Raw genomic sequence first — 24723 nt, forward strand, 5'->3', positions numbered from 1 at the left:
TAAAAACAATATATAATATTAGTTTCAAATAGGTGTAATTATGACAGATAAAATGCAAGATGATGAATTTATGAAGCAGTACATGGATACTTGCAAAGAGCAAATAGAAAAATTGGCAAGCGACCCTAATTTGCTTCAACAGACCTTAAAGCCATTCATGCAAATGTCTCAGCAACTTATGGCTGGTGGTATGCTAGAAGGAAATATGCCTAGCATGATACCTGATATGGGTGGTATGGATATCAACAAGATGATTGCTCAGATGAAGGAAATGTATGATTACATAAAGAGTAATCACAAAGAGCTCATGGGAAAAGATGCTTCACAAATTCAAGAGCTTGATGATTCCAGCAGAAGATTGAGAGGCTTGGTCAAGAAATTGATAGAGAAAGTTGAAGCTAAGTAGTATTTATTCATATCAAAGAGCTATAGCAGTAGTGAGGTTGCTCTCATTCCAATTTTAAATAAAAGGCATAAGTATTAAAAGAAAAAGTCTACAAAATGCTTTCATTCCTTAATAGGGATTAAGATGGTTTCGAAGTTTATTCAGGGGGCTAGTAAATGGTGTATAATTTTAACAATAAAGCAATACTTGATGCTTTGTTAGAATATTATGGTATAAATAGAGAAATTGAAGAAAGTGACAAATCTAATACTGTAAAAAATTTATTGAATCGTTTCACAAAAGAGAATCTTAATTATTTCACACATGTAGCTCCTTGGCTAAAAAATCTTGTACCAAAATTAGAAGGTGATACTCAAGAATTGAGACAACCTTCTACGTTACAAGCATTATCAATTGCACGAATAGTTAGAAGTCGTACTGAGCTACTTTTTAAATTATTTTCATCTGCCAAAAATGGTGATTTAGAGGCAGTGAAATACCTGGTAGAAAGAGCAGAAGTAGATGTTAATGCACAAGATATGTTTGAATTCACTTCTCTAATGTTTGCTGCTGCAAGTGGTCATTTGGATGTAGTAAAGTATCTAGTAAAAGAAGCAAAAGTAGATGTTAATGCAGGAAATGAATTTGGAAACACTCCTCTAATATTTGCTGCTGAAGATGGTCATTTGGATGTAGTAAAGTATCTAGTAAAAGAAGCGAAAGCAAATGTTAATGCAAAAAATGAATTTGGGGAAACTGCTCTAATGTTTGCTGCTAAAAATGGTCATTTAGGTATAGTAAAGTGCCTGGTAGAGGCAAAAGCAGATGTTAATGCAAGAAATGACTGTGAAGATACTCCTCTAATATTTGCTGCTGAAAATGGTCATTTAGGTATAGTAAAGTGCCTGGTAGAGGCAAAAGCAGATGTTAATGCAAGAAGTAATGGTAGACGCTTTGAAGAAACAACTGCTCTAATATCAGCTATATATAAGGTTCATTTGGATGTAGTAAAGTATCTAGTAAAAGAAGGAAATACAGATGTTAATACGCAAGATAGAAAAGGAAACACTTCTCTAATGCTAGCTGCTCAGAGAGGTGATTTAGGTATAGTAAAGTGCCTGGTAGAAGCAAAAGCAGATGCTAACACAAAAAACTACTATGGAGCAACTGCTCTAATACGTACTACTCAAGATGTAAGAAAGTACTTGAAAAATCATGTACGAAAAATTAATGAAATAGAACTTCGGAAGGAGCGTGTCTGCATTAGCGTTTGTGGTGCAGTAGGTTTTATTACAGGTTTTGCGGTAGCATATAATACACAAGCAGCTATTGCAACGTGTGCAACATCAGCTGTTACTGGTTTATTATTGGGTGCAGTAGTTGGTTATTTAGCTATAAAAGTAAAAAGAGAAAAACGTGAAGATCCAGATATAGCTGTAGTTACTGCACTTAAAAATATCCTTACTATTCAATGGAGTACCTGGCCGACAGTATGCTAAGGACGAGAAGCTCGGATTTAAATAACAATAAAAAAGTATTTGAAAAGATATAGCTCTTTTGAGATACTGCTTTGTTTTTAAATAGGATTTTTATCTTTAAAATAGTATTTTACCTTTTTGGGTGATGTGGAAATTCTTGAATTTTATAGAATTTTGTTTAATATTGATGCATGAGTCAGTTTTACAAAAAAACATAAACACAAAAGAGATGATTGAACTACAAAGCCAAGAAATTTGCCCAAATGGAAATAAGAAAAATTTGATTATTTTTTTTCATGGTTGGGGCTCAAGTGGCGATAATTTCGTGCATCTTGCTAAAGTTATGAGCAAGTTTTTGCCTGATTCATATTTAGTAGTTCCCAATGCTCCATTTGAAAGAGAAATAGGTGATGGTTATCAGTGGTTTAGTTTAGAGGATCGTAGTGAGGAAGCACTATATAATGGGGTGAAAAATGCTGCATCAATTGTAAATCATTTTATTGGTACAAAATTAAAGGAGCTTAATTTAAAAGATACTCAGCTTTCTTTAGTTGGATTTTCTCAAGGGGCAATGCTTGCAATGCATGTAGCTCTTACCCGGCTTCAGTCTTGTGCATCGGTTGTTGCATATTCTGGTAGGTTTCTTTCACCTTCAAAAATTGCACCGGAGATCAAATCAAAACCCAGCATATGTGTTATTCATGGTGACGCTGATGATGTGGTACCTTTTTCTTCCCTTGATTTAGCGGTTAAAGCTCTGAAAGAAAATGGAGTAAACGCTCAAGGATACCCAATTCATGGATTAGGCCATATTATTAATGAAGAAGGAATAAGGTTAGGGGTTGAGTTTATCAAGAAGAATTTTGGAAATTAATTTCCATGCACTTGTTTTGCTTTGGTTACGGATATGTAGCTAAATTTCTATCGAAAAAATTGCTAAACTTAGGCTGGAAAGTTAACGGTACATCAAGAAATAAAGATATACAACTTTTTGATTATGACAAGGTTGATCAAGATCTGCTTAAAAGCGTAACGCATGTTTTAGTTTCTATTCCTCCAGACGGCGATGATGTTATGGAGAGATACGGTCATTGTCTGGAGAATATTAAATGGCTTGGTTATCTGTCTGCAACTAATGTTTATGGTGACCACTGTGGTAATTGGGTGAATGAGGAATCTGAAACAAAGCCTATAGAAATAAGAGGAGAAAAGCGCCTTGAGTCTGAAAAGAAGTGGCTAAGTAGCAAATTGCCTGTACATATTTTTCGTTTGGCTGGGATATATGGTCCTGGTAGAAATGCGCTAATTGACCTGCAGCTTGGCAAAGCAAGAAATGTAAAAAAAATTTTTTCTCGTGTTCATGTTGAAGATATATCGAATATTTTATTTTCTTCCATGCAAAATATAAAGCCTTATGAGATATACAATTGTGCAGATGATTTACCTGCTACGCAATCTGAAGTAGTCACGTATGCAGCCGAGCTTCTCAATATTAGCCCTCCAGAGCCAGTTGAGATTTCTTCCGTACCAAATTACGCACGGGGTTTTTATTTAGGGTCAAAAAAAGTAAGCAATACTAAAATTAAAAAAGATCTTGGTGTCTCTCTAGTTTATCCTGATTACAAGGTAGGTTTAAAGAGTTTGTATATATTAGAATAGAGAAAATAGATTGCCAGATGCAAAAATTTTTCTTGAATGTTCCTTGTTTTGATGTAGTACCACTAGGCATACTATTATATAGAGGTAAATATGTTCAGCACTCAATCGCTTCCGGTTGAAAATATTCTATTAAATCAAGCCGCTTATAACGGTAACATAAATGAAGTTAGGTTATTACTTAATGTAAAAACTGATATCAATATCAAGGATAAAAAAGGATTTACAGCCTTGCATTTTGCTGTTTATTCAGGACATTTAGACGTAGTAAAGTTACTAATCAGTAAAGAAGCTAATATTCATGCAAGAACTACTAAAGGCAGTACAGTTTTACACTTTGCTGTTGTAGCTAAAAGCAAAGCTATAGTAGAGGAGTTAATTAAAGCGGGAGCTGATCCCAATATAAAAGACTGTACTGATGGTAAGACACCTTTACATATTGCTGCTCAAAATGGACTTGTAGAAGTTGTAAAGGTGTTACTTAATACTCAAGAAATTAAGATTGATGCTAAAGACAATGAATTTGGTATAACAGCTCTGTACTTAGCCTCTCAGAACGGACATACTGAAATAGTTGAACTATTAATTAGCACAAAAAATGCTGATGTTAACATAGTAGATAAAAAAAATAATGTCACACCCTTGTATCTAGCTGCTCAGAATGGGCATGCAGCAGTAGTTAAGTTGCTTCTTGATAATGGTGCTAAAGTCAATGGCTGTGATACCAGTATGAATCCTTTGTGTGTAGCTATTAATAATGGCCATGACGAGGTAGCTCAATTATTACTTAGTGTAGGAGGGGTGGATGTCAATATTGGCAATCAGCTTGGCAATACACCTCTACATATAGCAGCTATGAAAGGTAATGAAAAAATGGCAAGATTACTGCTAGAAAAAGGTGCTGATCCTAATATTAAAAACCTTTCAGGAGATACTTCCTTACAAGCTGCTGAATACGTAAGAAACATTAGCTGGCATGATAATCCTCCAAATGTACAAGGAGGATTCTTCGTGTTAGTTGGCTCGAATGGAATATATTCATTTCAGCAATTTTATGAGCAAAAAAAAATTATGGAGCTTTTGGTACAACATATAAAGGATAGCAGACCTAGCTCATCAGTAGATGAAATTGACGTATCTGTTCAGCAGAGTAGCAAAATAAGATAGATGAGAAAACTATAGTATTTTCTAAAATGGATGATAAAGTTCCATTATGGTATTACCAACCAAAAGCTGTAAGTCTGTATATTTATACATGAGAGGTCTGAGGCGGCTTTTGATGGTATGCCAACAGTATTCTATAGGATTCAAATCTGGTGAATATGTTGGAAGATACAGCAAATGACAGGGGAACGTTCAAAAAAGTGTGTCAAACCGTATTTTTAATTCAACTCAATTTTTAATCTATCAGGAAAAAAGATATCAAGTTGAGATATAGTTAAAGCCCAATTAGGTAAAGCCATAGCCCATTTTTGCTCTACTTTTTTTATAGCACAATATACCTGTTTATACAAGGCATTTGTATTAGTAAATGAGCCTTTGGTTTTAGTAAATTTTCTAATCTGTCTGTGCAGTCCCTCAATAGGATTAGTGGTATAAATTAGCCTCCTAACAGGACCTGAATACTTAAAATAACTGGACAAATTTTCCCAATTATTCTGCCAAGATTTTATGACTAATGGATACTTTTCGCCCCATTTTTCCTCCAGTTCAAGCAAATAATTTTCGGCAATTTCTTTACTTGAAGCACGATATATTTTTTTCAAATCATTCATGAAAACTTTTACATCTTTGCTAGATACATATTTCAGTGAATTCCTTATCTGATGCACTATACATAGTTGTACTTCTGCTTTAGGAAATATACTATTTATAGCTGTAGAAAAGCTTTTTAGCCCATCAATGCAGGCAATTAGAATATCTTCTACTCCTCTTTCTTTGAGGTCATTTAGCACTCCCAACCAGAAATTAGCTCCCTCACTTTCAGCCAAATAAAAACCTAATACTTCTTTTCTGCCATTTTGATCTATGCCTAATATGTTATACATACACTTGCTTACACAATGTCCATCCTCCTTAACCTTAAAAAACATGCCATCCATGAACACTATTGGATATACTGATTGCAGTGGACGGCTGCGCCATTCATTGATTATTGGTAGCAGTTTATCAGTAATACTGGATATCTCTGCTGCTGATATTTTGTGGTCATATATTTCCTCAACGTGTGAAGCTATGTCTCTGTATCCCATGCCACTGGCGTATGTACTTAATACCTTTGCTTCAAGTTCTGGATGTAGGCTTGTTTGCCTTTTTCTAACTATTTGTGGTTCAAAACTTCCCTCCCTATCTCTTGGTGTTAGCAGCTCAAATGAGCCTCCACTCGTGCGTAAAGTTTTTGCGTTTCTCCCATTTCTTCGGTTATTTTCTTCACTTTTAGCTGACATGTGGTTTTCTATTTCACCTTCCAGACTTGCCTCTAGCAACCTTTTTATAAACGGTGTTAATGCTCCATCTTTTCCTGTCAATGGTTTTCCTTCTCGTATAGATGACAGGATATTTGTTTCTAATTCTTTATAATCTACCAACCCATTAGTTCTATTTGCTTGACTCATATCAAACCTCCATTTTTTATATCAATTTATTACTTTACTTCTCGGTTTGACACACTTTTTTGAACGTTCCCAATGACAGCCAAAAGACTCTATTAATGATTTTGTTTTAGTGGTCTTATGAAATGTAGCATTATCCATAACTATAGTTGTGCCAAGTGGCAATTTAGGTAATAACATCTTCTCCAACCATGTATTGAATACCTCTTTGTCACACCCACCTTTGAAAGTCATTGGTGCAATAAATCTCTTTCCAATCCACCCGGCTACTATACTGATTCTCTCTCGAGTTCTCCCTGGAATATCTGCATAAATTTTCTTTCCTCTTGGAGCGCGTCCATATTCTCGGTATAACTTATTATCAACTCCTGCTTCATCTATATATAAGATGCTGGAATGGTCTATTTTTGAGATTTTATCAATAAATTGCTCCCTATCTTCTTGATTGCGCTCTTGATATAGTGTGACTTTTTTTTAAAGTAATTTTTAGCTGTTTTAGTCTATACCAAATTGAGTTTATTCCAAATCCAAGATTTTGTTTCATCTCTGCCAGAGTATGATCTGGATTCTTTGTAACATATTCTTCGAGTATTTTGGGGTCTATTTTTCGAATAAAGCTACCGTTTTAGATGGCTTGAGGCTTTCACCAGCAGCTTTCTTTTTTAACCAACGGTACAGAGTTGCTATTCCTATCTCCATAAGCTCTGCTACCTCAACCTTTGTCTTACCTTTTTCTATCATCAATACTGCCTTTTCCCTTAAATCCACACTATATGCCATTATAACTCAAATACTTTATTATACCTTTATCATTTACTTTAGGAAATACTATAGTTTGTGACATTGGCGTCCAGTTAAATTTACATGGATTTCAGTGTCAGCTACTCGAATGACATTATGGAAGCTGTGATGACAAGGAAGGAAGCACTAGAAAGAAATGGGTGTCAAGCACTGGGATGACATTATGGGAACTGAGATACAAGAAAAGAAACACTGGTTTGACATGCAATCTGAATAGATACTCTCAGTGATGTAAATTCACTGTTACTCCATTTGTAACCCTCAAGGGTCCTTACAATTCGTTTTCGATTTCTTTTTTAATTGTCTCAATAATCTTTTTATCAAGTTTATTTATTAAGGAATCATCAATACCTGTGATATCATCTGGATTTTGTATCATTTTTTCAATAGCATCATCTATTTTTTTTACTCTTTTTTCATTAATTTCCTCAAATATAGGTTTAATTTTCACATAACCAGGAGCGCCCTTGCTATAATTTTTGCTGCTTTCGTTGATGCAGCCGCCAGCACCATATATTATATTAGTGTAGCTTTTACTACATTCTGGTACATTTTCATACTCAATCTTACCATTCCTTATGTATGCTATTTCATTATCCTCTCTAGAGTCTAACTTATCTCCTTTTACAACTTCTTCTTCTAGCTTTAAATTTTGCTCATGAATTATTGTATCTTTGTAATTCTTTCCCCCATAGGTTCTGTATGTACCTCCACCTGCAACAGTAATTAAATCTTTACAAATTGTTTCTGAAAGGTCTCTGCACATTTTTATTAAAGTAGGTCCCCCATCCTTGTTAGATTTATCATTTTCTTGTCCACCACTTCCTTCTGTTACTTTTACTTTAATATATGGATAACTAGGGTTGACTCTCAGTTTAGCTTTAATGTAATCACCTGGCATTCCTGGTCTATTTTCTGTAGACTGAGCTGTACTATTTATATGACCGGCTTCACCACCTCCCCATGCTTCTATTTCAACGTAATCGTACATTGACAGATCATCTGTATAGCCATCTCCAAGCTCATAAAGTTTTTGATCCCTGTCTTCAATAATCTGCTTCTTATGTTTCAATTGTGTTACTATTATTTCACGCAATCTCTTTTTTAAACCGTCTAAATCGAACCTGCATAATTTATCAGCGAAAAAGACTTCTGTTCTATTTGCTTTAATTGGATTATCTAACTTCTTTACAACTCCATTTTCATCCTGTGAAACTCTTAAGTAAAAAGGCTTGTTGTCCTTGTTCACATACTGTGTTGAGCGACTACACACTCCATCAAAGCAGAGGCAACCATCATCACCTTGCTTACATTCTTTTTTGTGTTTCCCATCTGTTAATTCATATACTATCTTGCATTTGTCACAATTTTGTTTTGTATCTACCTCTTTATCCTCTTTTGCCATGCAATTGTCTCTAGGCTTATTTTCTTCAGGAATAGAAATATATCCTTTCTTATTGAATATTATTTCATTCAGTGCATCTTGTGGCTTTGCTAAAACATCAACTAATTCAATAATTTCCCCTTTTTTGCAAGGAAAATAATAAGATTGATTTGATTCTTTCGAGTAAACAGTATTGTGTTTAGCATAGCTTGCTCCTACTGACTTCAGCGATATTAGCTCACTTCCTTTTTCAAGAACAAGCTCTTCTGGTTCCGGCTGCCAACCAGAAAGGCAGAGCATTTTACTTTTAGGATTTTCTTTATATTTTATTTCTACTTTTGGATATCCTGAGTCATCTAGTTTGCACTTACCATTCTGAAGCTCTTTACATTCTGTTTCAATATCGGGAACATATCCATACTTTTTTAAAACCTCAAACTGAGAGTTATTTTTTAATATACCTTCTATTATGTTATCGATATCGCTTTTTATGTTACCGTTACCAGTTGTTTTTTTTACTATTGCTGGCTTTACTACTATTAAAGGCAGATGGCCAATGTATGTAGGAGAATTTTTATTAACATAAAAAGTACAGATGCCATTACTGTGAGTTCCACGTGCGTCATAAGTACAAACGTTCTCACTCATCTTCATTTTTACCTCTAGCGTATTTTCATTTACTACCTTTATTTCCTCAGGCTTTGGAGCAGTTGGTGATGGAAAACAACGGGCAGGAAACTGTAATTTTCTTTTAGATTCTTCTCTCTCAGTACCATAATATTCAGTGCAGAGCTGACCTTTTTTTCTATAGGTTTTGAAGTAATGGTAAGTATCTTGATCTGGAATAGAGTATGTAGCACTTTGAATATTCTCATTGCTTGAAACAACGCGTGGAAAAGGTAGCTCTCTTCTTTCTCTCGTCTCACCAATAATGACTCCAACTCTTGGATTAAAGTAATCATTATCTTGGTTTCTTATAGGAACAATTCTAATTTGCGGTGGTGACATCGCAAGTTGTTCACAAAATGGAGGTGGACCAGGTGCAAGTGGCACAGGGGCACATTTTACTTTTGTTTGATAGCATGTATCACAAGCTTTTTCCATCTCTCCAGGACGAAAAATATTTTCCCCAGAAAATACTCTAGAGCCCCATGAAGAAATTCCTGACATACAAGCCCCTTTCTGACTGCAAGCGCATATTTTAGGGGCATTAGCAAATTTTACTTTTTCTTCATCAGTAACACCATCTGCCCATTCCCATCCAAGACCTTGGGCAATTTCTCCTCCAGCTTTTGTTTTATCTCCTTCCCAATCGATAAAAGCTGCTGCAGAAATTCCAGCTCCTGTACTCTGCGTTCCATATATCTGGCGGCAGAATGTTCCACTGGATAATATATAACAGTTGTCGTTTCCTTCGTAATCGCAGACCTTAATCTTTGGATCGAAGTAACCTTCTGGTCCCTGATTATTTACTGCTGTAACTTTAATAAATTGCAATAATTTTTCGTCAAAGTCTAAATCGCTCCACTTGCCTTTAAAAAAATTTGCAATACCTTTTCCTGCTTTACTTCCTGCAGCTTCAATTTCAGTATTACTTTTTACAAATGTTGGACAATCAGCATATCCTTGGTAAGAAAGACAAAATATCAAGGAGAATATCAATAAAAAATTAAGCTTTACATTTTTCATAGAACACCGGTAACCACTTACTCACTTTTTCGCCTTTTTCCTTCATCGCCTCATACATATACTTTATAGTCTCTTTATTAGCTGAAAGTACATGTATTTCTTTCATATTTTTCAAATCTAGATTTAAAGTTACTAAACCTTTGTATTGCTTGATCAAAAATAAACCTTCCTGTGTTGGTGTTTGCAAAATGACATTCAGTTCCTCTTTCGACAGAGAAAATGCCTTCATGTATAATCTGTTTGCATTGATGTTCGGCATCAGAATCCTGGTATCGACATGCTTATCTAAATATTGAGTAAACTTGCTAGCAAATGCTAGGTTTAAGTTTTCAGTACTTAGAATGACTACAACATTTAACTTTGTCATTCTTTGCATCCAGTTGTCAAACTCTCCCTCTGTAGGAAAAATATTACTTATCTCCCATGCTTCATCCAAAACAAGTATTGCAGGTGAGCCATCACATTTTGCTTCGAAAGAGTATAAGAAATAGTAAAGTATCACGGACATACATTCTTTTTGCTTAGTGAGATTCGCAGTATTGAGAGATATGATTTTTGTTTCCCAGTCAATGTCTGACTCATCACCATCTTGGAATAAGTAAGCAAATTCACCATCACCACACCATTTACTTATTTTACCCCCAAGAAGTAAAAGCACTTCAGAAATTTGAGAAATAGAGCGCGATTCTCTTGGTATAGCAAATATAGAATCTACAATTTTTTTTGTCTTTTCTTCTACGTCTACCAAACTTGCATCTGCAACCATCCTTTTGATCAATTCAACAAGCATATTGCGATTAGAAGCACTATCTTCAATGTTCAGTGGGTTAAATTTTAGACTTTTATCTTTATATTTTGGATCAATTATGTAATATTGGCCGCTTACTGCTTTAGTAAATATTATTGATTTTCCAGTATTATCCAATATAACAATCCTAGGGTTAAATTTTCTTGATTCCGAAAGTAAGAAATTGATCAGTGAGGTTCTACCTGAATTTGGAGCTCCAAGTATTGTGGTATGACCATTATTTTTCTTTCCATGAAAGTTAAAAAAGTAAGGACTGCCTTTTTTTGAAAAAAAAACTGTTACTGCTTCTTTCCATCTTCCTCCTTTTAACGTACCTGATGTAAAATCATGCAACATAGCAAAGCTGCAAGCATATTTTTCTAATATATTTTTTGGTTGTGTAACAAAAGCAAAGTTTCCAGGAAGCTGTGCCCAAAAATGATTTTCCATGTGCAGATCAGTCCTAAACATCATCAACCCGATTAACGACATTACAGAGGATAAATCGCTGATATTTTTAGCTAACCTATTCTTATCATCTGCAAAGATTGTAACAATAATTTTCTGTTGACAAAAATCCATAGCAGAAATTTTTTCAAGCTCTATTATTTCATTTATTCCTGAGTTTTGAAGTAAGGTATTGTCCTCACTGATTTGCAGTATATTAATTTGTTTTTTGAATTCTTTTACTGCTTTATTATTACTAGTAAATATTATTATTTCTGTGATGATAAGCTCAGAGTCAAGTTGCAAACACCTATCTATATTTTCTAAGGGGATTTCTCGATATTCCTTTATGCAAAAAATAGAACCAAACTTCTGTTGACCTTCAAACGATGTTTGAAATTTATTGAAACCGAAAGCTACTTTTAGGTTTTTCACATGCTGCGATAGATCCCTTTCACATATTGGATAATCTTTGTGCGTTAATGTAATAATGTAATGGAGAAATTCCATCATTTGAGAATATATTTTGCCTTCACTAGATCTAAGGCCCAGTTTTTTAGCTCCAAAAGGTTCTAAATCTTTTTGAATCAGGTCAGTTATTTTTTGTAATTCTTGATGATTTTTTTGTAAAAATAACTTGTGCCTATTCTTTATCCCGCCAAAAAAAAATGCATTATTAATATGTTTGCCAAAATCACTAAGTAACACCACAATGTATAGCTCATTTATATACTGTAGTTTACTATCAACTAGTTTATTAAACCACGTTGAGTGTAGCTGATCGGAAAAGTCTGAAGTTTTATTCCACTGTAAGCTCAGTTTATTGCGCTTACGGACAGTGTGAATCCAAACGGTAAAATATAAACTCTTGATATTTTTTGATATACTTTTTCTAATTTCAGTTCTAAGATCACCATAGTTATCAACTGAAGAATAGTCTTCTAATTTGATTATTTTTAACAATTCCCCCTGTTTTGTTAGTATAGTTTCTTCATCGTAGTGGCAAGCATAAGGGATAAAATCTAAATTAATACTTTCTAGTAACGCTAAATTGTTCTTTTTTTCAGAATTAGAGCTAGTGGCTGGTACTTTTGGTTGCATACAATATCATGCGTATTCAATAAAAAGATAATAAAGAATCATCTATCTTACTTAATCCTTATCTTCTTTTTTGTTATTGGATTGTAACTGTATGTCCTTTGCAAAGTTGAATTTTTCTTTCAGGTAATCTGTTGCCTTTTCTGTGCTTCCAAACATCATGATCAGTACGCCAAATATTATCATGAAAAAAATTAGGCCTCTGAACACTACTGCAAGTATCACTGTAGCTATACATAAACCTATAATTGTTGAGGGACTCATATTTTCTACAGTATCTTTAACTGAAAATGAAGAAATAAGTTCTTTCAACGTTCCTGGTATATTTTTCAATTCATCACTTGCTTTGCTAGAACATGACATGAAGATAAAACTTAACAGGGCTACAATAGCAAAAACTCTACCCAATTGAATATGCATCAGCTAAATACCTTTAAGATACTCCTCAAATGTAACAATTTTTACATCAATAGGCAAGAACCGAATTCACTTGCTCACCATAAGTAACTCATATTTAACTTTTATCACCGTGTTAGCTCTTTATTATCAACAAGAGGACTCACACTAATGGATGTCAATTTACTTGACAGAAAGTTTGAACACAATTCAGCAGCAGCAGCTGTAGCAAACACCGCAGCCACCACAAACAGTCCTGCTCCTACTAATCCTGATGTCATTGCTCCTGCAACAATGCACCCTATTGCTAAGAGAGCAGAACTTGTTACAAGTGCGACGTGAAGATTTTTGTTTTTGATTTTACTATTATTTTCATAATTATTGGATTGCATTGTATCTTTTACCTTACTGCCTGTCACTGAGATCACACAATGAGGCCCTTCTTCAGTCTTCTTATAATGTTTAGAAGGGGATATTCTTCCGCTTGGGCCTTTGGGCCTTGTTTTGTTCGGATGTGCTAATTTTGTTTTTTCTTCATCTTCTAGTTGCAAACTATTATCTTCCTCAGCAGGGTTTAATTTTAAGTGTACACTTTCCTCAGATGAAATGCTTGTTACTGAAGTTAAGCTGTTCCTTCTGCTACTTGATGCCAAGCTAGATGAATTTATTCCACTATCTAAATCACTACTACTGAGTTTAGAAGTATTTGCACCGCTTGGCACTTCTACAGCATTCACAGTTATATTAGGCTTTTCATTTTTTAAATCTTTACTATCAATCGAAAGGTCAGATTGACTATTCAATTGTAATTGTGGGATCTCCTTTTTTGCTTGTGATTGTTTTGATGTAGGAGTTGTTAAATCACCACAATGAATTGAACTTCCAAATTTATTATATGTTCCAGAGATTCCTGTTCCACTTACACCCTTAGCTAAAGAATCCTTTTCCAGAGGATTAATACCTGAATTTTTGGGAATTTCAACTTCACCAGAAAGACTTTGTTTGTTAAATAGTTCCATAGCATTACCTTGTCTATCTTTTTGATTTTGAATAACGCTACTAGAATGATTTTTGTTACTACTTTTATTAGTAAGCTTTGAAATTATTCCTAATATTTTTCCTCTTCTTGTTGGTGATCCTTGTGATTGTTCTATTTCATTCTTAAATACTGGAAGTCCGACTTCTGATCCCATTACTTCTTTTTCCAATGCTGGAAGAAATTTCTCGGTGTAATAATTATAATATTTTTGATATTCTTCTTTCTCTCTCAGTAATTTTGCTAATTTAATTAATATGTTAGGATCAGCTTCTTTGTTGAACAACTCTATGCATTTTGCGATAGTTCCATCTCCCTTTTTTAGATTTTCATGATTATGTGTTTTTTTTGTGACCTTTTTGTATATATTGGTGAACAGTTTACGATCTTCTTCATTACTCAAAGATTGAATAAGCTCTTTTATTTTACAAGGTAAATCATTACTCCTAGATTTTTTTGAAGTACCTAGCATAACATTCCTCTCATACAAATAAAATGTATGAATACCTCTTTAGCGTTAATTTTACATTAAAACTGGGCAATTATGCCTTATTGCGGATAATTATAGCAATTTGCTAACTATTTTCTTTGCTGATTACTGATTTTACATTTCAACATAATTGCTTGCCTGTTGAACTAGCATATCTATTACTTCTTTTACAGGCTTTTCTCTATCAACCATGCCAACACTTTGACCGGCCATTAAAGATCCTGTTTCAATGTCCCCTTCAATTACAGCTCTTCTTAAAGCACCAGCCCAGAACTTCTCTATTTCAAGTTGCCCCTCTTCTTTTGAGATTTCTCCATTTTGATATTTATCAATAATGTCTCTTTGATGCTCCATAAAATCGTCACTTGCTTTGTTAGCTATAGCCCTTACTGGAATTACAGGGAAATCAGCACTAATCTGCACAGAAGATACAGCATTACGCGCAGCTGATTTGATGAATACTTCTTTAAAATTTTTGTGAGCGATTGACTCATTCGTGCAGACAAATAATGTACCTATTTGACAGCCACTTGCTCCCATTTCTAGGTAGTTCACTATCATTTCGCCTCTTCCTATTCCACCTGCAACAAACACCGGTGTTTTCTCATTTTTAAAATGAGGTAATATCTCTTGTGCGAGAACAGAAGTGCTAACAGGACCGATATGTCCTCCTGCTTCCATACCTTCTATTATTAACGCATCTACCCCCATGTTTACTAACCTTTTCGCAAGGCTTAATGCTGGTGCAAAGCACATAACTTTAATGCCTGCATTCTTGATTTTTGCTATATTAGGTTTTGTTGGTAATCCGCCAGCAAGAACTACATGGCTTACTTTTGTTTCAATGCATATATCTATTAACTCACTCAAATTTGGGTGCATAGTAATTAGATTGACACCAAATGGCTTATGAGTTAATTTCTGTGTCTCTATGATTTCTTTTTTCAGTAAGTCTGGAAACATTGCACCACATGCAATTACACCAAAACCACCGGCATTTGAGATTGCTGAAACTAAATTTCTCTCTGAAACCCAGCTCATAGCACCACCCATTACTGCAAACTCACTACCAAGAAAATTCGTTCCTTTTTTCCAGAGGCTATTTAACATACAACCTATATCATACGTTTAAAAATGTTTTGTTTATCTATAAATGTGTGTTTTAAAGCACCAAGTATATGCAAGGTTATAAAGACTATCATAAGATATGCAAGCATCGAATGTAGCTGATTAGCTGCACTAGCTAGCTCTTTGTTTTCATTGATTAACAAAGGGATATGAACAAAATATTTGATCTCTTTACTAGAAGCAGAAGACATGACATAACCAGATAATGGCATTAGCACCATCAAAAAATACAAACCAAAGTGTATCGTTTTGCTCGCATTGATTACGAATCGAGAAAAATTGGCTGGTAATGGCGGAACATAAGTAAAGACGCGAAAAAATATACGTACTATAATTAATCCAAGAACGGTGATACCACAAGCCTTATGAATAGTGTATATGCTGAATTTAATTTCACTGCTAATCGGCAAACTTTTCATGTAAAGTCCAGAACAAAGCATGCCAATAATAAGAGCAGACATTAACCAATGAATGATCCTTAAGCCTAAACTATATTTATTGTCTTTCATTAATTTTGATTACTCTAAAGTAGAATTTATATAGTAGAAAAACTATTTCTCAATCAAAATTATCTATACATAATTTCGCTGCCTTGATCAACATAAGTGCAATAATTGTATGTGATACATAAACATTGTCTATCAGATCATGAAGAAGTGGTGAAGTTTTTGAGAGTTTTTCTATTGTAACGATGAGTTATAGCTTGTACAAGAAGCCTATTGACTTTAAGCACATTTTACCCTATACAATTTTAACATCTTAAACTTCCAAACATGCCAGATCTAAAGACAATGATGCTAAACTTTGGCCCTCAGCACCCAGCTGCACATGGGGTGCTACGTCTTGTTTTAGAAATGGATGGTGAAGTGATCGAGAGGGCAGATCCCCACATTGGACTTTTGCATCGCGGCACTGAGAAGTTAATAGAACATAAAACGTATCTTCAAGCTCTGCCTTATTTTGACCGCCTTGATTATGTGTCACCAATGTCGCAAGAGCATGCATATTCGTTATGTGTAGAGAAATTATTGCAGTGCGAAGTTCCGATTAGGGCAAAATATTTGCGTGTTCTATTTTGTGAGCTGACAAGAATACTAAATCATTTACTAAATATCTCTTCCCAAGCGCTTGATGTTGGGGCAATGACCCCTCTTTTGTGGCTCTTTGAAGAGAGAGAAAAAATACTCGAATTTTATGAAAGGGCCTCAGGTGCAAGATTTCACGCAGCTTATATAAGACCAGGTGGAGTTGCAGCAGATATTCCAGAAGGTTTGATTGAGGATATTGCAAAATTTATAGCGCAATTTCCAAAGTATATAGATGATGTTGATGAGCTTCTAACAGAAAACAGGATATGGAAGCAACGCACTGTAGAAATCAGCAAGATATCAATTAAAGAAGCTCTTGATTGGGGCTTTAGTGGACCGATGCTGCGTGCTGCTGGTCTCGCTTGGGATTTGCGGAAAAGCCAGCCATATGAGATATATGATCAATTAGATTTTGATATACCTATCGGCCAAAATGGTGACTGTTATGACCGTTATTTAGTAAGAATGGCAGAGATTAGGCAATCTATTAGCTTAGTGAAGCAATGCATAGAGAAAATTCCTAAAGGGCCAATAAAAACTGAAGATAGAAAAATTTCTCCACCGCCAAGAGCAGAAATGAAAGAATCTATGGAGGCTATGATTCATCATTTTAAGCTTTATTCAGAAGGATATCATGTGCCAGAAGGTGAAGCATATGCTGCAGTTGAAGCACCAAAAGGTGAGTTTGGAGTATATATAGTTTCAGATGGTACCAATAGACCTTATAGATGTCGAATAAGAGCACCTGGCTTTGCGCATTTACAGGCCTTAGATTTCATGGCAAAAGGACACATGCTTGCTGACATTGCAGCAATTATCGGTTCACTCGATATAGTCTTTGGTGAGATTGATAGGTAATTATTGTAAAATAGTAACTTAACTAATGGTTAAAACATCTTCTATCATAAGTTGTATAAATTCATTGCCATTCCAGTAATTCATAGAGATTTTACCCAAAATGGCTTTAACATTACCCTGCATAATAGCAGAGCCAAGCTCAGTATTTGCACAGCGAAACGCAATAGCTTTGACCATAACATTATCGTCAGCAATAAAACATTTTATATGGTCAACTCCTACAACTTCAGGCCTCCTTATCTTTGCTCCTTGAATGATGAATCTCGGTTCAGGATTGCCAGCTCCAAATGGCTCTAAGCGCTGCAGTTGATTCCACAGGGATAAGTTTATTGCTTTAGCTGTTACTATGCCATCGGCTTTTATGATTTTGTCATTTGTAGAGTTTGCAAATCTTGCAGTAAAAAAATCATGTAGATCACTTATTTTATCTTCTTCAATCGAAAATCCTGCTGCCATACTGTGACCACCACCTTCAATGATTAGGTTGGTAAATTTTGCAGAAAGAACCGCAGCGCCAATATCTATCCCAGAAATTGACCTGCAGCTTGCTTTTCCTATTCCATTGTTTAAAGATATCACTATCGTTGGTAAGTGAAACTGCTCTTTTAGTCTTGATGCAATGATACCAATTATTCCCTGGTGCCAATTACCACTTACCATTATAAAATTTACACCTAAGTGGGCAAAATTTTCCGCTTGTGTTGTAGCTTCCAAAATAGCCTCATTTTCTAGCATTTTTCTTGCATTATTCAAATCTATTAGTTTTAGCGCGATTGAATGCGCCTTTTCTTCATCATCAGTGGAAAGCAACCTTGCACCGAGCGATGCTTCTCCAATTCTTCCTCCGGCATTTATACATGGCCCAATACTAAACCCTAATCGTGAAACACTTGGTTTTTCAAGGATTCCCAAAGCGTCAAACAAAACACGTAAGCCAACATTTTTTCTTGCTGACATAACTTTTAATCCTTGTAAAACAAAAGCCCTGTTTAGGCCTGTAATCTGCATAACATCGCAAACAGTTCCAAGAGCAACCAAATCCAGTAGATCAAATAAATCTGGTTCTTTTTTGTTGGTAAAAAATCCTTGCTCACGTAGGCTTCTGTTAAGAGCAACAATTAGCAGAAATGACACTCCAACTGCTGCTAAGTTATTATAAGGAGAGCTCTCATCAAGGCGGTTGGGATTAACAACTGCTACAGCACTTGGTAATTTTTCTATACCAAGGTGATGATCGACAACTATAATATCAAGTCCAAAAACCCTTGCCTCTTCTATTGGTTGATATGCAAGCGTACCGCAATCAACAGAAATACATAAATCAATACCATTCTTTTTAAGTTGTAATAAAGCATCTGTGTTCAATCCATAGCCCTCATCAACACGATCTGGAATATAGATTATAGAGTGTGTCCCAATCGCTCTTAGGTACCTATTAATCAATGCTGATGACGTTGCACCATCAACATCGTAATCACCAAATATTGCAATATTCTCATTATTGTTTATTGCTTTTATTATGCGAGAAACAGCTTTATCCATATTAAGGAGGTGAAAGGGATCTGGTAATAGCGATCTAATTAGTGGGTGTAAGAAGTCATGTGCATTTTCTATGTTAACACCACGAGCAACTAATATTCTTGCTAATATTTCTGGCAACTCAAATCTCTGTATAAGAGTAAAAATCTCCCTTTGATCTGCTTCTTGTAACTTCCACAGTGCATTTGTTATGCTGCGTTTTTCAATATCAAGTAGCATGCTCTTTATAAATAAAACTACTTTACCAGAACTTTTACGCTTGTTCTATAATTGTGTTAGATTTCTGTATAACCTAAAGGAAGGATATAGGAGAGTGTCACTCGAAAGGAATCACATTTATTTTGACAAAGAGCATCTGTAAAATCTGATACTTCTTCTTGCATAACATGCTCTTTAATTAGCATCATATCTATATTAGCATGTAAGTGTGAACATTATATTAGTGTAATTACTTTTTGGTATACATGACAAATTTATGCCTGGAAACAGTTTTTGGCTACTTAAGCCTTTTCTAACTTTATTTCATATTCTTTAAAGTATTTTTTGCACTTTCTTTATAAAAACCATAGGTACCAATCGGTTTTTAGCTTAAGAATAAAGGTTAAGTATCTGGAATTCTGGACATAAAATCCTCCTGAAAGATTAGAAAGAAAATGCAGCGCACATACTACAGTATACACCGAAGAGGATACGCTACACTTTTTATTGAGAAATTGACTGAAAAGTCTGCAGACTGAGATAGATTTTTGAGCTCTTAAAATACCCCTACTGTTAGAGTAAGGAAAGCGAGAAGGTTTGTCAAGCAATCTTTATTGGCTGTTGTACTAGAATTCAGTTTTTCGTATAATTTGCTAGAATTTGTGTGAAGAATTTTAAATATGAAAGGCCTATATATTAAAACTTACGGCTGTCAGATGAACGTTTATGACTCTGTTTTAATGGAGAATATAGTTAAGCCTCTAGGGTTCAGTGTTGTGAGTGATGCAGAACAAGCTGATTTGGTGATATTAAATACTTGTCATATTAGAGAAAAGGCAGCAGAAAAGCTCTACTCAGAGCTTGGAAGAATTCATTCATCACAAAAAAATAAGGAAATGACCATAGTGGTGGCTGGATGTGTAGCGCAAGCAGAGGGAGAAGAAGTGTTCAGAAGGGCTCCTTTTGTTGATATTGTTGTTGGTCCACAGAGTATCGCTGTTTTACCGGAGCTGATAGTCAAAGCAAGTAGAAGTAAAGGTCATGTAATAAATACTGATTTTCCAGAAGTTGCAAAGTTTGATAAATTGCCAGATGAATGCTATGGCAATAGCCAGGGGTCTTCTGCGTTTCTTGCTATACAAGAAGGTTGTGATAAATTTTGTACGTTTTGTGTGGTGCCTTACACTCGCGGGGCTGAGTATTCACGATCAGTAAATGAAATATTCCGTGAAACATTAAAGTTAGTTGCAAGTGGAGCAAGGGAAATTACTTTGCTTGGTCAGAATGTCAATGCTTATCATGGGGAGTGTGAGGGAGAAGTGTGGGATTTAGGAAAATTAATTAGTCACATTGCTAAAATTGAAAAGCTAGAAAGAATCCGCTACACAACTTCTCATCCAAGAGATATGCACGAATCTCTCTACTTGGTACATGCGGAGGAATCAAAACTCATGCCGTTTGTTCACCTACCTGTGCAGTCAGGTTCGAATAAAATATTGCATGCAATGAATAGAAAACACACGGCAGAGGAGTATTTGGAAATAATAGACAGATTGCGCAAATTGAAACCTGAAATTGAATTTTCTTCTGATTTTATTGTTGGTTTTCCTGGAGAAACTGAAAAAGACTTTGAGGAAACTATGAAATTAGTAGAAAAAATAAAATATGTTCAGGCTTATAGTTTTAAATATAGCCCAAGGCCAGGAACGCCAGGGGCGGAAAGAAAAGATCAAGTACCAGAAGAGGTTAAAACAGAGCGTCTTCTTCGGTTACAGGAATTAATTAGCAAGCAACAACTTGAATTTAATCAGAGTATGATAGGAAAAACTATTCCTGTTCTATTCAGTGATAAAAAAGGTAAACACCAAAATCAAATTATTGGTAAAAGCCCATACATGCAATCAGTATGCGTTGATGATCCTGACGACAAATACAAAGATAAAATAGTAAATGTAAGGATATTGGAAGCTAGGCAAAATAGTTTGTTGGGATGCGCTGCCTAATTAGAGAAAAGTGCTCCCATGGTCTCATGTAGAAGCACTTTGTGTGTTTTATAAGTTTATAAGCTATCTAGATTTAATCCTTAAAGGACTACAGCTCTCTGTTACGTAATCATATGAGACTTGATATAATAGATTTGCGGGATTTTTTTTCTTTTCCCACTGATAGTGTACCTTTTTAATCTTTCCAGAATTATTATATTCATAAGAAACTGATTCCCAAACAAAGCTGCTTTTACTATTATTTTTGTTAGCATCATGAAATTTCTGATAAGGCCAACTTCTATTGTCTTTATTCATCTTCAACCTCAATAAATAAGTCTAATGAATTAATATGTTGTATAATGATGTCAATACCTATCTATGTTTATAGAAACAGAGTTTTTGAATTTGTAATTTTCCAGAAAGCTCTATATTCTTTGATTTTATCCAGTTAAAATGAATATGAAGTATTATCCTGATACAAGCAGCAGTCCTGATTTTTCATTGCTAGAAAAGGAAATCATAAAATTTTGGCAGGAAAATAAAATTTTTGAGCAGTCAGTCGAGAAACGTTCCAAGGGTCATTGTTTTGTATTTTATGATGGGCCTCCGTTTGCAAATGGACTTCCGCATTACGGACACTTGCTTACTGGTTTTATAAAAGATGCATTTGCAAGATATCAAACTATGCTGCAAAAAAGGGTTGAGCGTAGATTTGGTTGGGATTGCCATGGCTTACCAGCTGAGATGGGTGCAGAAAAGGAACTTGGAATATCTGGTAGAACTGAGATAGAGAAGTTTGGCATTGAAAAATTCAATAATCATTGCCGTACTTCTGTGATGAAATTTTCATCAGAATGGGAGAAGTATGTAAATAGACAAGCAAGATGGGTAGATTTTCACAATGACTATAAGACTATGGATAAGTCATTCATGGAGTCGGTCATGTGGGCATTTAAGCAGCTTTATGATAAAGGTCTGGTGTATGAATCAATACGCGTTGTTCCCTATAGCTGGGCGTGCGAAACTCCACTCTCTAATTTTGAAACAAGACTAGATAATGCTTATAGAGAAAAAGCTAGCAAGGCTGTAACTGTTGCGTTTGAACTTTTAGAAAACCCAAAGCAATTTAAACAAAAATGTAAGTTGCTTGCTTGGACTACAACCCCTTGGACGTTGCCAAGCAACCTCGCACTGGCAGTAGGGGAGGATATTGAGTATTGTATGGTGTTAGTAAATGGTGAAGTCTGCATCTTTGCTGAAAGTTATTTAGAGAAATTTGTCAGCCACTGTGAACAAAGCAATATTCAATATGAAAACTGTAATACAAAACTTAAAGCGAGTGATCTTGCAGGTCTTTCCTATAAACCACTGTTTGATTACTTTAAAGATACAAAAAATGCGTTCCGTGTTTTCATTGCCGATTATGTTACAGCAGAAGATGGTACTGGTGTTGTGCACACTGCTCCTGGCTTTGGTGAAGAAGATTTTTACCTTTGCCAAAGACATGATATTCGGGCTGTTTGTCCAATTGATAACGCTGGAAAGTTTACTGCTGAAGTTTCAGATTTAACAGGAATTCATGTTTTTGATGCCAATGATACAGTAATAAAAAAATTAAAAGAGCAGGGGAGTTGGTTTAAGACTGAGCAACATATTCATAATTATCCTCACTGCTGGAGAACTGATACTCCTTTGATCTATCGCACTATGCCTTCTTGGTACGTTGCTGTGACAAAGTTCAAGGGGAGAATGGCAGAACTGAATAAGAGAATTAATTGGATGCCGAATCATATTAGAGATGGTCAATTTGGAAAATGGCTTGAAGGAGCACACGATTGGTCTATTTCACGCAATCGATTTTGGGGTACTCCAATTCCCGTGTGGAAATCAGACGATACAAAATATCCAAGAGTGGATGTGTATGGCTCAATAGCAGAACTAGAGCGAGATTTTAATGTTAAAATAGATGACTTGCACAGACCATTTATCGATACTTTGATAAGACCAAATCCTGATGATCCAACAGGAAAATCAGTTATGCGTCGTGTGCCTGATGTGTTTGACTGTTGGTTTGAATCTGGATCGATGCCGTTCGCGCAAGTTCACTATCCCTTTGAAAATAAGGAGTGGTTTGAGAGTAATTTCCCTGCGGATTTTATCACTGAATATATAGCACAAACAAGAGGATGGTTTTATACGCTTTTTGTGCTTTCCACTGCTTTATTTGATAGTGAGCCATTTAAGAATTGCATATGCCACGGTGTGGTTCTTGATGTGAAAGGTCAGAAATTATCCAAACGTTTGAATAATTATGCAGATCCAATGGAGGTTTTTGACAAATATGGTTCTGATGCGCTGCGTTTTCTTATGCTGTCTGGTTCCATTGTTTGCGGTGGTAATTTACTACTCGATAAAGAAGGAAATTTAGTGCGTGATGTTCTAAAAAACGTAATAAAACCTATTTGGAACAGTTATCACTTTTTTACTATGTATGCAAATGCAGATGGAATTAAAGCTGAGATTTGTCAAGATTATCAAAGTACTATTGATCGTTACATGATTTCAAAATGTTTTGAAGCTGTGGAAGGTATCCAAGCTTCTATGAACAACTATAACTCCCAGGAGGCTTGCAAAATCCTGACAGATTTCTTTGAAGTGCTAAATAACTGGTATATTCGTCGCAGTCGTGAGCGTTTTTGGAAAGGTGATTTAGATCAAGACAAAACCGACGCTTATAATGTTCTGTACACAGTTTTTTATTACATGCTTCGAGCTGCAGCTCCTTTGTTGCCACTCATAACAGAGACTATATGGCAAGGGCTTAAGTACAAAGAAACATCTGTTCATTTGGCTGATTTTCCACAATCAGATAGATATGACAGTGAACTCATTGTCAAGATGGATTTGGTAAGAGAGATATGTAACTCTGCATTATCCATCAGAAATACGTTTAATATACGTATCAGGCAGCCACTTGGCAGTATGACCATTTATCATAGTTCTTCCTGCGATTTCCTTGAAAATGAATATCAAGAGATAATAAGAGATGAGGTAAATGTAAAAAAATTAGAATTAGTAAACAGACTTGAAGATATTGCATCACTAGAGCTAAAACTAAATTTTCCGCTACTTGGTAAGAAGATTGCAGATAAAATCAAGAAACTAGTTCAATATGTCAAAGAAGAAAAGTGGAAGCAAATTGAGAATGAGCAAATATTTCTGGGGGATGAAACAGAGAACTATACTATAGAAAAAGGTGAATATGAACTATTGTTAAAAGCAGACAGTGAATATTCTTCTGTATTTGATAACAATAAAGGGATTGTTGTTCTGAGTACTGAGCTCAATGACGAACTAATTCTAGAAGGGCTTGCGAGAGATGTTGTGAGGCTTATTCAAGAAACTAGAAAACAAGCTGATTTTCATATATCAGATAGAATTAGAGTAACAATAAAAACAGAAGATGAAAAAATTAAGGAAGCAATAACTACATGGAATAAATATATAAAAGAGCAGACCCTTGCCTTATCTTTTGACACTAATAAAGAGATCGAGGCCGATTTCTATTTTAAGGAATACCAAGGTTTGACAGTTGGTATTAAGTTAATAAAGTTGCAAAGTTAGTAATGTTTATGCTATACTTAAATTACTTTAAGTAGGGTGGTGAT

At 35.1% G+C, this 24723-nt stretch carries 21 protein-coding genes; 8 read left to right on the forward strand and 13 right to left on the reverse strand.

Features of this window, described 5'->3' with window-relative positions:
• Window positions 1-40 precede the first annotated feature (40 nt).
• From OM962_RS04445 to OM962_RS04465, 5 genes are all read left to right on the forward strand, one after another.
• Entirely contained in the window at window positions 41-406 is a 366-nt protein-coding gene (locus tag OM962_RS04445) for a hypothetical protein (RefSeq protein WP_264330946.1), read from the forward strand.
• A 155-nt stretch (window positions 407-561) separates the two neighbouring features.
• The gene (locus tag OM962_RS04450) at window positions 562-1884 is read left to right on the forward strand and encodes an ankyrin repeat domain-containing protein (RefSeq protein WP_264330947.1); all 1323 of its coding nucleotides are present in this window, start codon (window positions 562-564) and stop codon (window positions 1882-1884) included.
• 208 nt (window positions 1885-2092) lie between these two features.
• Window positions 2093-2737 (forward strand): alpha/beta hydrolase, encoded by a 645-nt coding sequence (locus OM962_RS04455; protein WP_264331019.1) that lies wholly within the window; start codon window positions 2093-2095, stop codon window positions 2735-2737.
• Between the two features lie 5 nt (window positions 2738-2742).
• The gene (locus OM962_RS04460; RefSeq protein WP_264330948.1) at window positions 2743-3522 is read left to right on the forward strand and encodes an SDR family oxidoreductase; all 780 of its coding nucleotides are present in this window, start codon (window positions 2743-2745) and stop codon (window positions 3520-3522) included.
• Window positions 3523-3612: 90 nt separating this feature from the next.
• On the forward strand, window positions 3613-4686 hold the full coding sequence (locus tag OM962_RS04465; RefSeq protein ID WP_264330949.1) for an ankyrin repeat domain-containing protein: 1074 nt from the start codon (window positions 3613-3615) through the stop codon (window positions 4684-4686).
• 21 nt (window positions 4687-4707) lie between these two features.
• On the opposite strand, the gene OM962_RS04470 is transcribed toward OM962_RS04465, so the two are convergent.
• The 11 genes from OM962_RS04470 to OM962_RS04520 all read right to left on the reverse strand — a co-directional run bounded on the left by OM962_RS04470 (window position 4708) and on the right by OM962_RS04520 (window position 15896).
• Window positions 4708-4860: a transposase gene (locus OM962_RS04470; protein ID WP_264330950.1), complete on the reverse strand. Its 153-nt coding sequence runs from the start codon at window positions 4858-4860 to the stop codon at window positions 4708-4710.
• Window positions 4861-4901: 41 nt separating this feature from the next.
• Entirely contained in the window at window positions 4902-6134 is a 1233-nt protein-coding gene (locus OM962_RS04475; protein WP_264330447.1) for an IS256 family transposase, read from the reverse strand.
• Between the two features lie 21 nt (window positions 6135-6155).
• Window positions 6156-6554, reverse strand: coding sequence for a transposase (locus OM962_RS04480; protein ID WP_319606757.1), 399 nt, complete (start codon window positions 6552-6554; stop codon window positions 6156-6158).
• 10 nt (window positions 6555-6564) lie between these two features.
• Window positions 6565-6744 carry an IS630 transposase-related protein gene (locus tag OM962_RS04485; protein WP_319606739.1) on the reverse strand — a complete coding sequence of 60 codons (180 nt, stop codon included), beginning with the start codon at window positions 6742-6744 and terminating at the stop codon, window positions 6565-6567.
• On the reverse strand, window positions 6732-6911 hold the full coding sequence (locus OM962_RS04490; protein ID WP_264330453.1) for a transposase: 180 nt from the start codon (window positions 6909-6911) through the stop codon (window positions 6732-6734). The genes OM962_RS04485 and OM962_RS04490 overlap by 13 nt, the downstream gene beginning before the upstream one ends.
• A 292-nt stretch (window positions 6912-7203) precedes the next feature.
• A complete protein-coding gene (locus tag OM962_RS04495; protein WP_264330951.1) occupies window positions 7204-10005 on the reverse strand; it encodes a hypothetical protein in 2802 nt (933 codons plus the stop codon).
• On the reverse strand, window positions 9986-12340 hold the full coding sequence (locus OM962_RS04500) for a VirB4 family type IV secretion/conjugal transfer ATPase (protein ID WP_264330952.1): 2355 nt from the start codon (window positions 12338-12340) through the stop codon (window positions 9986-9988). Before OM962_RS04500 ends, OM962_RS04495 begins: the two co-directional genes overlap by 20 nt.
• A 51-nt stretch (window positions 12341-12391) precedes the next feature.
• On the reverse strand, window positions 12392-12757 hold the full coding sequence (locus tag OM962_RS04505) for a hypothetical protein (protein WP_226079535.1): 366 nt from the start codon (window positions 12755-12757) through the stop codon (window positions 12392-12394).
• Window positions 12758-12861: 104 nt separating this feature from the next.
• Entirely contained in the window at window positions 12862-14241 is a 1380-nt protein-coding gene (locus OM962_RS04510) for a DUF350 domain-containing protein (protein WP_264330953.1), read from the reverse strand.
• A 132-nt stretch (window positions 14242-14373) separates the two neighbouring features.
• Window positions 14374-15369, reverse strand: a complete 996-nt coding sequence (locus OM962_RS04515) for an NAD(P)H-dependent flavin oxidoreductase (RefSeq protein ID WP_264330954.1) — start codon at window positions 15367-15369, stop codon at window positions 14374-14376.
• A 5-nt stretch (window positions 15370-15374) separates the two neighbouring features.
• Window positions 15375-15896 carry a cytochrome b gene (locus OM962_RS04520; protein WP_264330955.1) on the reverse strand — a complete coding sequence of 174 codons (522 nt, stop codon included), beginning with the start codon at window positions 15894-15896 and terminating at the stop codon, window positions 15375-15377.
• 264 nt (window positions 15897-16160) lie between these two features.
• Between OM962_RS04520 and OM962_RS04525 the strand changes: the two genes are divergently transcribed.
• Window positions 16161-17333: an NADH-quinone oxidoreductase subunit D gene (locus OM962_RS04525; protein ID WP_264330956.1), complete on the forward strand. Its 1173-nt coding sequence runs from the start codon at window positions 16161-16163 to the stop codon at window positions 17331-17333.
• Between the two features lie 18 nt (window positions 17334-17351).
• Here OM962_RS04525 and recJ read toward each other — a convergent pair whose 3' ends face one another.
• Complete coding sequence (gene recJ / locus OM962_RS04530) at window positions 17352-19091, reverse strand: single-stranded-DNA-specific exonuclease RecJ (protein ID WP_264330957.1); 1740 nt, start codon at window positions 19089-19091, stop codon at window positions 17352-17354.
• A 659-nt stretch (window positions 19092-19750) separates the two neighbouring features.
• Between recJ and miaB the strand changes: the two genes are divergently transcribed.
• Window positions 19751-21073: a tRNA (N6-isopentenyl adenosine(37)-C2)-methylthiotransferase MiaB gene (gene miaB / locus OM962_RS04535; RefSeq protein ID WP_264330958.1), complete on the forward strand. Its 1323-nt coding sequence runs from the start codon at window positions 19751-19753 to the stop codon at window positions 21071-21073.
• A gap of 63 nt (window positions 21074-21136) precedes the next feature.
• On the opposite strand, the gene OM962_RS04540 is transcribed toward miaB, so the two are convergent.
• Window positions 21137-21370: a hypothetical protein gene (locus tag OM962_RS04540; protein WP_264330959.1), complete on the reverse strand. Its 234-nt coding sequence runs from the start codon at window positions 21368-21370 to the stop codon at window positions 21137-21139.
• Between the two features lie 138 nt (window positions 21371-21508).
• Between OM962_RS04540 and ileS the strand changes: the two genes are divergently transcribed.
• Complete coding sequence (ileS, locus tag OM962_RS04545) at window positions 21509-24679, forward strand: isoleucine--tRNA ligase (protein ID WP_264330960.1); 3171 nt, start codon at window positions 21509-21511, stop codon at window positions 24677-24679.
• Window positions 24680-24723 lie beyond the last annotated feature (44 nt).

This window comes from Wolbachia endosymbiont (group B) of Erebia ligea, from assembly GCF_947179575.1.
Lineage (GTDB): Bacteria > Pseudomonadota > Alphaproteobacteria > Rickettsiales > Anaplasmataceae > Wolbachia > Wolbachia pipientis_C.

Excerpts from the sequence above, each read along its gene's own strand:
- OM962_RS04475 (WP_264330447.1), bottom strand. The coding sequence starts at position 6,134 with ATGAGTCAAGCAAATAGAACTAATGGGTTGGTAGATTATAAAGAATTA.
- OM962_RS04490 (WP_264330453.1), bottom strand. The coding sequence starts at position 6,911 with ATGGCATATAGTGTGGATTTAAGGGAAAAGGCAGTATTGATGATAGAA.
- OM962_RS04510 (WP_264330953.1), bottom strand. The coding sequence starts at position 14,241 with ATGCTAGGTACTTCAAAAAAATCTAGGAGTAATGATTTACCTTGTAAA.
- OM962_RS04500 (WP_264330952.1), bottom strand. The coding sequence starts at position 12,340 with ATGCAACCAAAAGTACCAGCCACTAGCTCTAATTCTGAAAAAAAGAAC.
- OM962_RS04515 (WP_264330954.1), bottom strand. The coding sequence starts at position 15,369 with ATGTTAAATAGCCTCTGGAAAAAAGGAACGAATTTTCTTGGTAGTGAG.
- OM962_RS04450 (WP_264330947.1), top strand. The coding sequence starts at position 562 with ATGGTGTATAATTTTAACAATAAAGCAATACTTGATGCTTTGTTAGAA.
- miaB (WP_264330958.1), top strand. The coding sequence starts at position 19,751 with ATGAAAGGCCTATATATTAAAACTTACGGCTGTCAGATGAACGTTTAT.
- OM962_RS04445 (WP_264330946.1), top strand. The coding sequence starts at position 41 with ATGACAGATAAAATGCAAGATGATGAATTTATGAAGCAGTACATGGAT.
- OM962_RS04495 (WP_264330951.1), bottom strand. The coding sequence starts at position 10,005 with ATGAAAAATGTAAAGCTTAATTTTTTATTGATATTCTCCTTGATATTT.
- OM962_RS04520 (WP_264330955.1), bottom strand. The coding sequence starts at position 15,896 with ATGAAAGACAATAAATATAGTTTAGGCTTAAGGATCATTCATTGGTTA.
- recJ (WP_264330957.1), bottom strand. The coding sequence starts at position 19,091 with ATGCTACTTGATATTGAAAAACGCAGCATAACAAATGCACTGTGGAAG.
- ileS (WP_264330960.1), top strand. The coding sequence starts at position 21,509 with ATGAATATGAAGTATTATCCTGATACAAGCAGCAGTCCTGATTTTTCA.
- OM962_RS04460 (WP_264330948.1), top strand. The coding sequence starts at position 2,743 with ATGCACTTGTTTTGCTTTGGTTACGGATATGTAGCTAAATTTCTATCG.
- OM962_RS04505 (WP_226079535.1), bottom strand. The coding sequence starts at position 12,757 with ATGCATATTCAATTGGGTAGAGTTTTTGCTATTGTAGCCCTGTTAAGT.
- OM962_RS04525 (WP_264330956.1), top strand. The coding sequence starts at position 16,161 with ATGCCAGATCTAAAGACAATGATGCTAAACTTTGGCCCTCAGCACCCA.
- OM962_RS04465 (WP_264330949.1), top strand. The coding sequence starts at position 3,613 with ATGTTCAGCACTCAATCGCTTCCGGTTGAAAATATTCTATTAAATCAA.
- OM962_RS04455 (WP_264331019.1), top strand. The coding sequence starts at position 2,093 with ATGATTGAACTACAAAGCCAAGAAATTTGCCCAAATGGAAATAAGAAA.
- OM962_RS04540 (WP_264330959.1), bottom strand. The coding sequence starts at position 21,370 with ATGAATAAAGACAATAGAAGTTGGCCTTATCAGAAATTTCATGATGCT.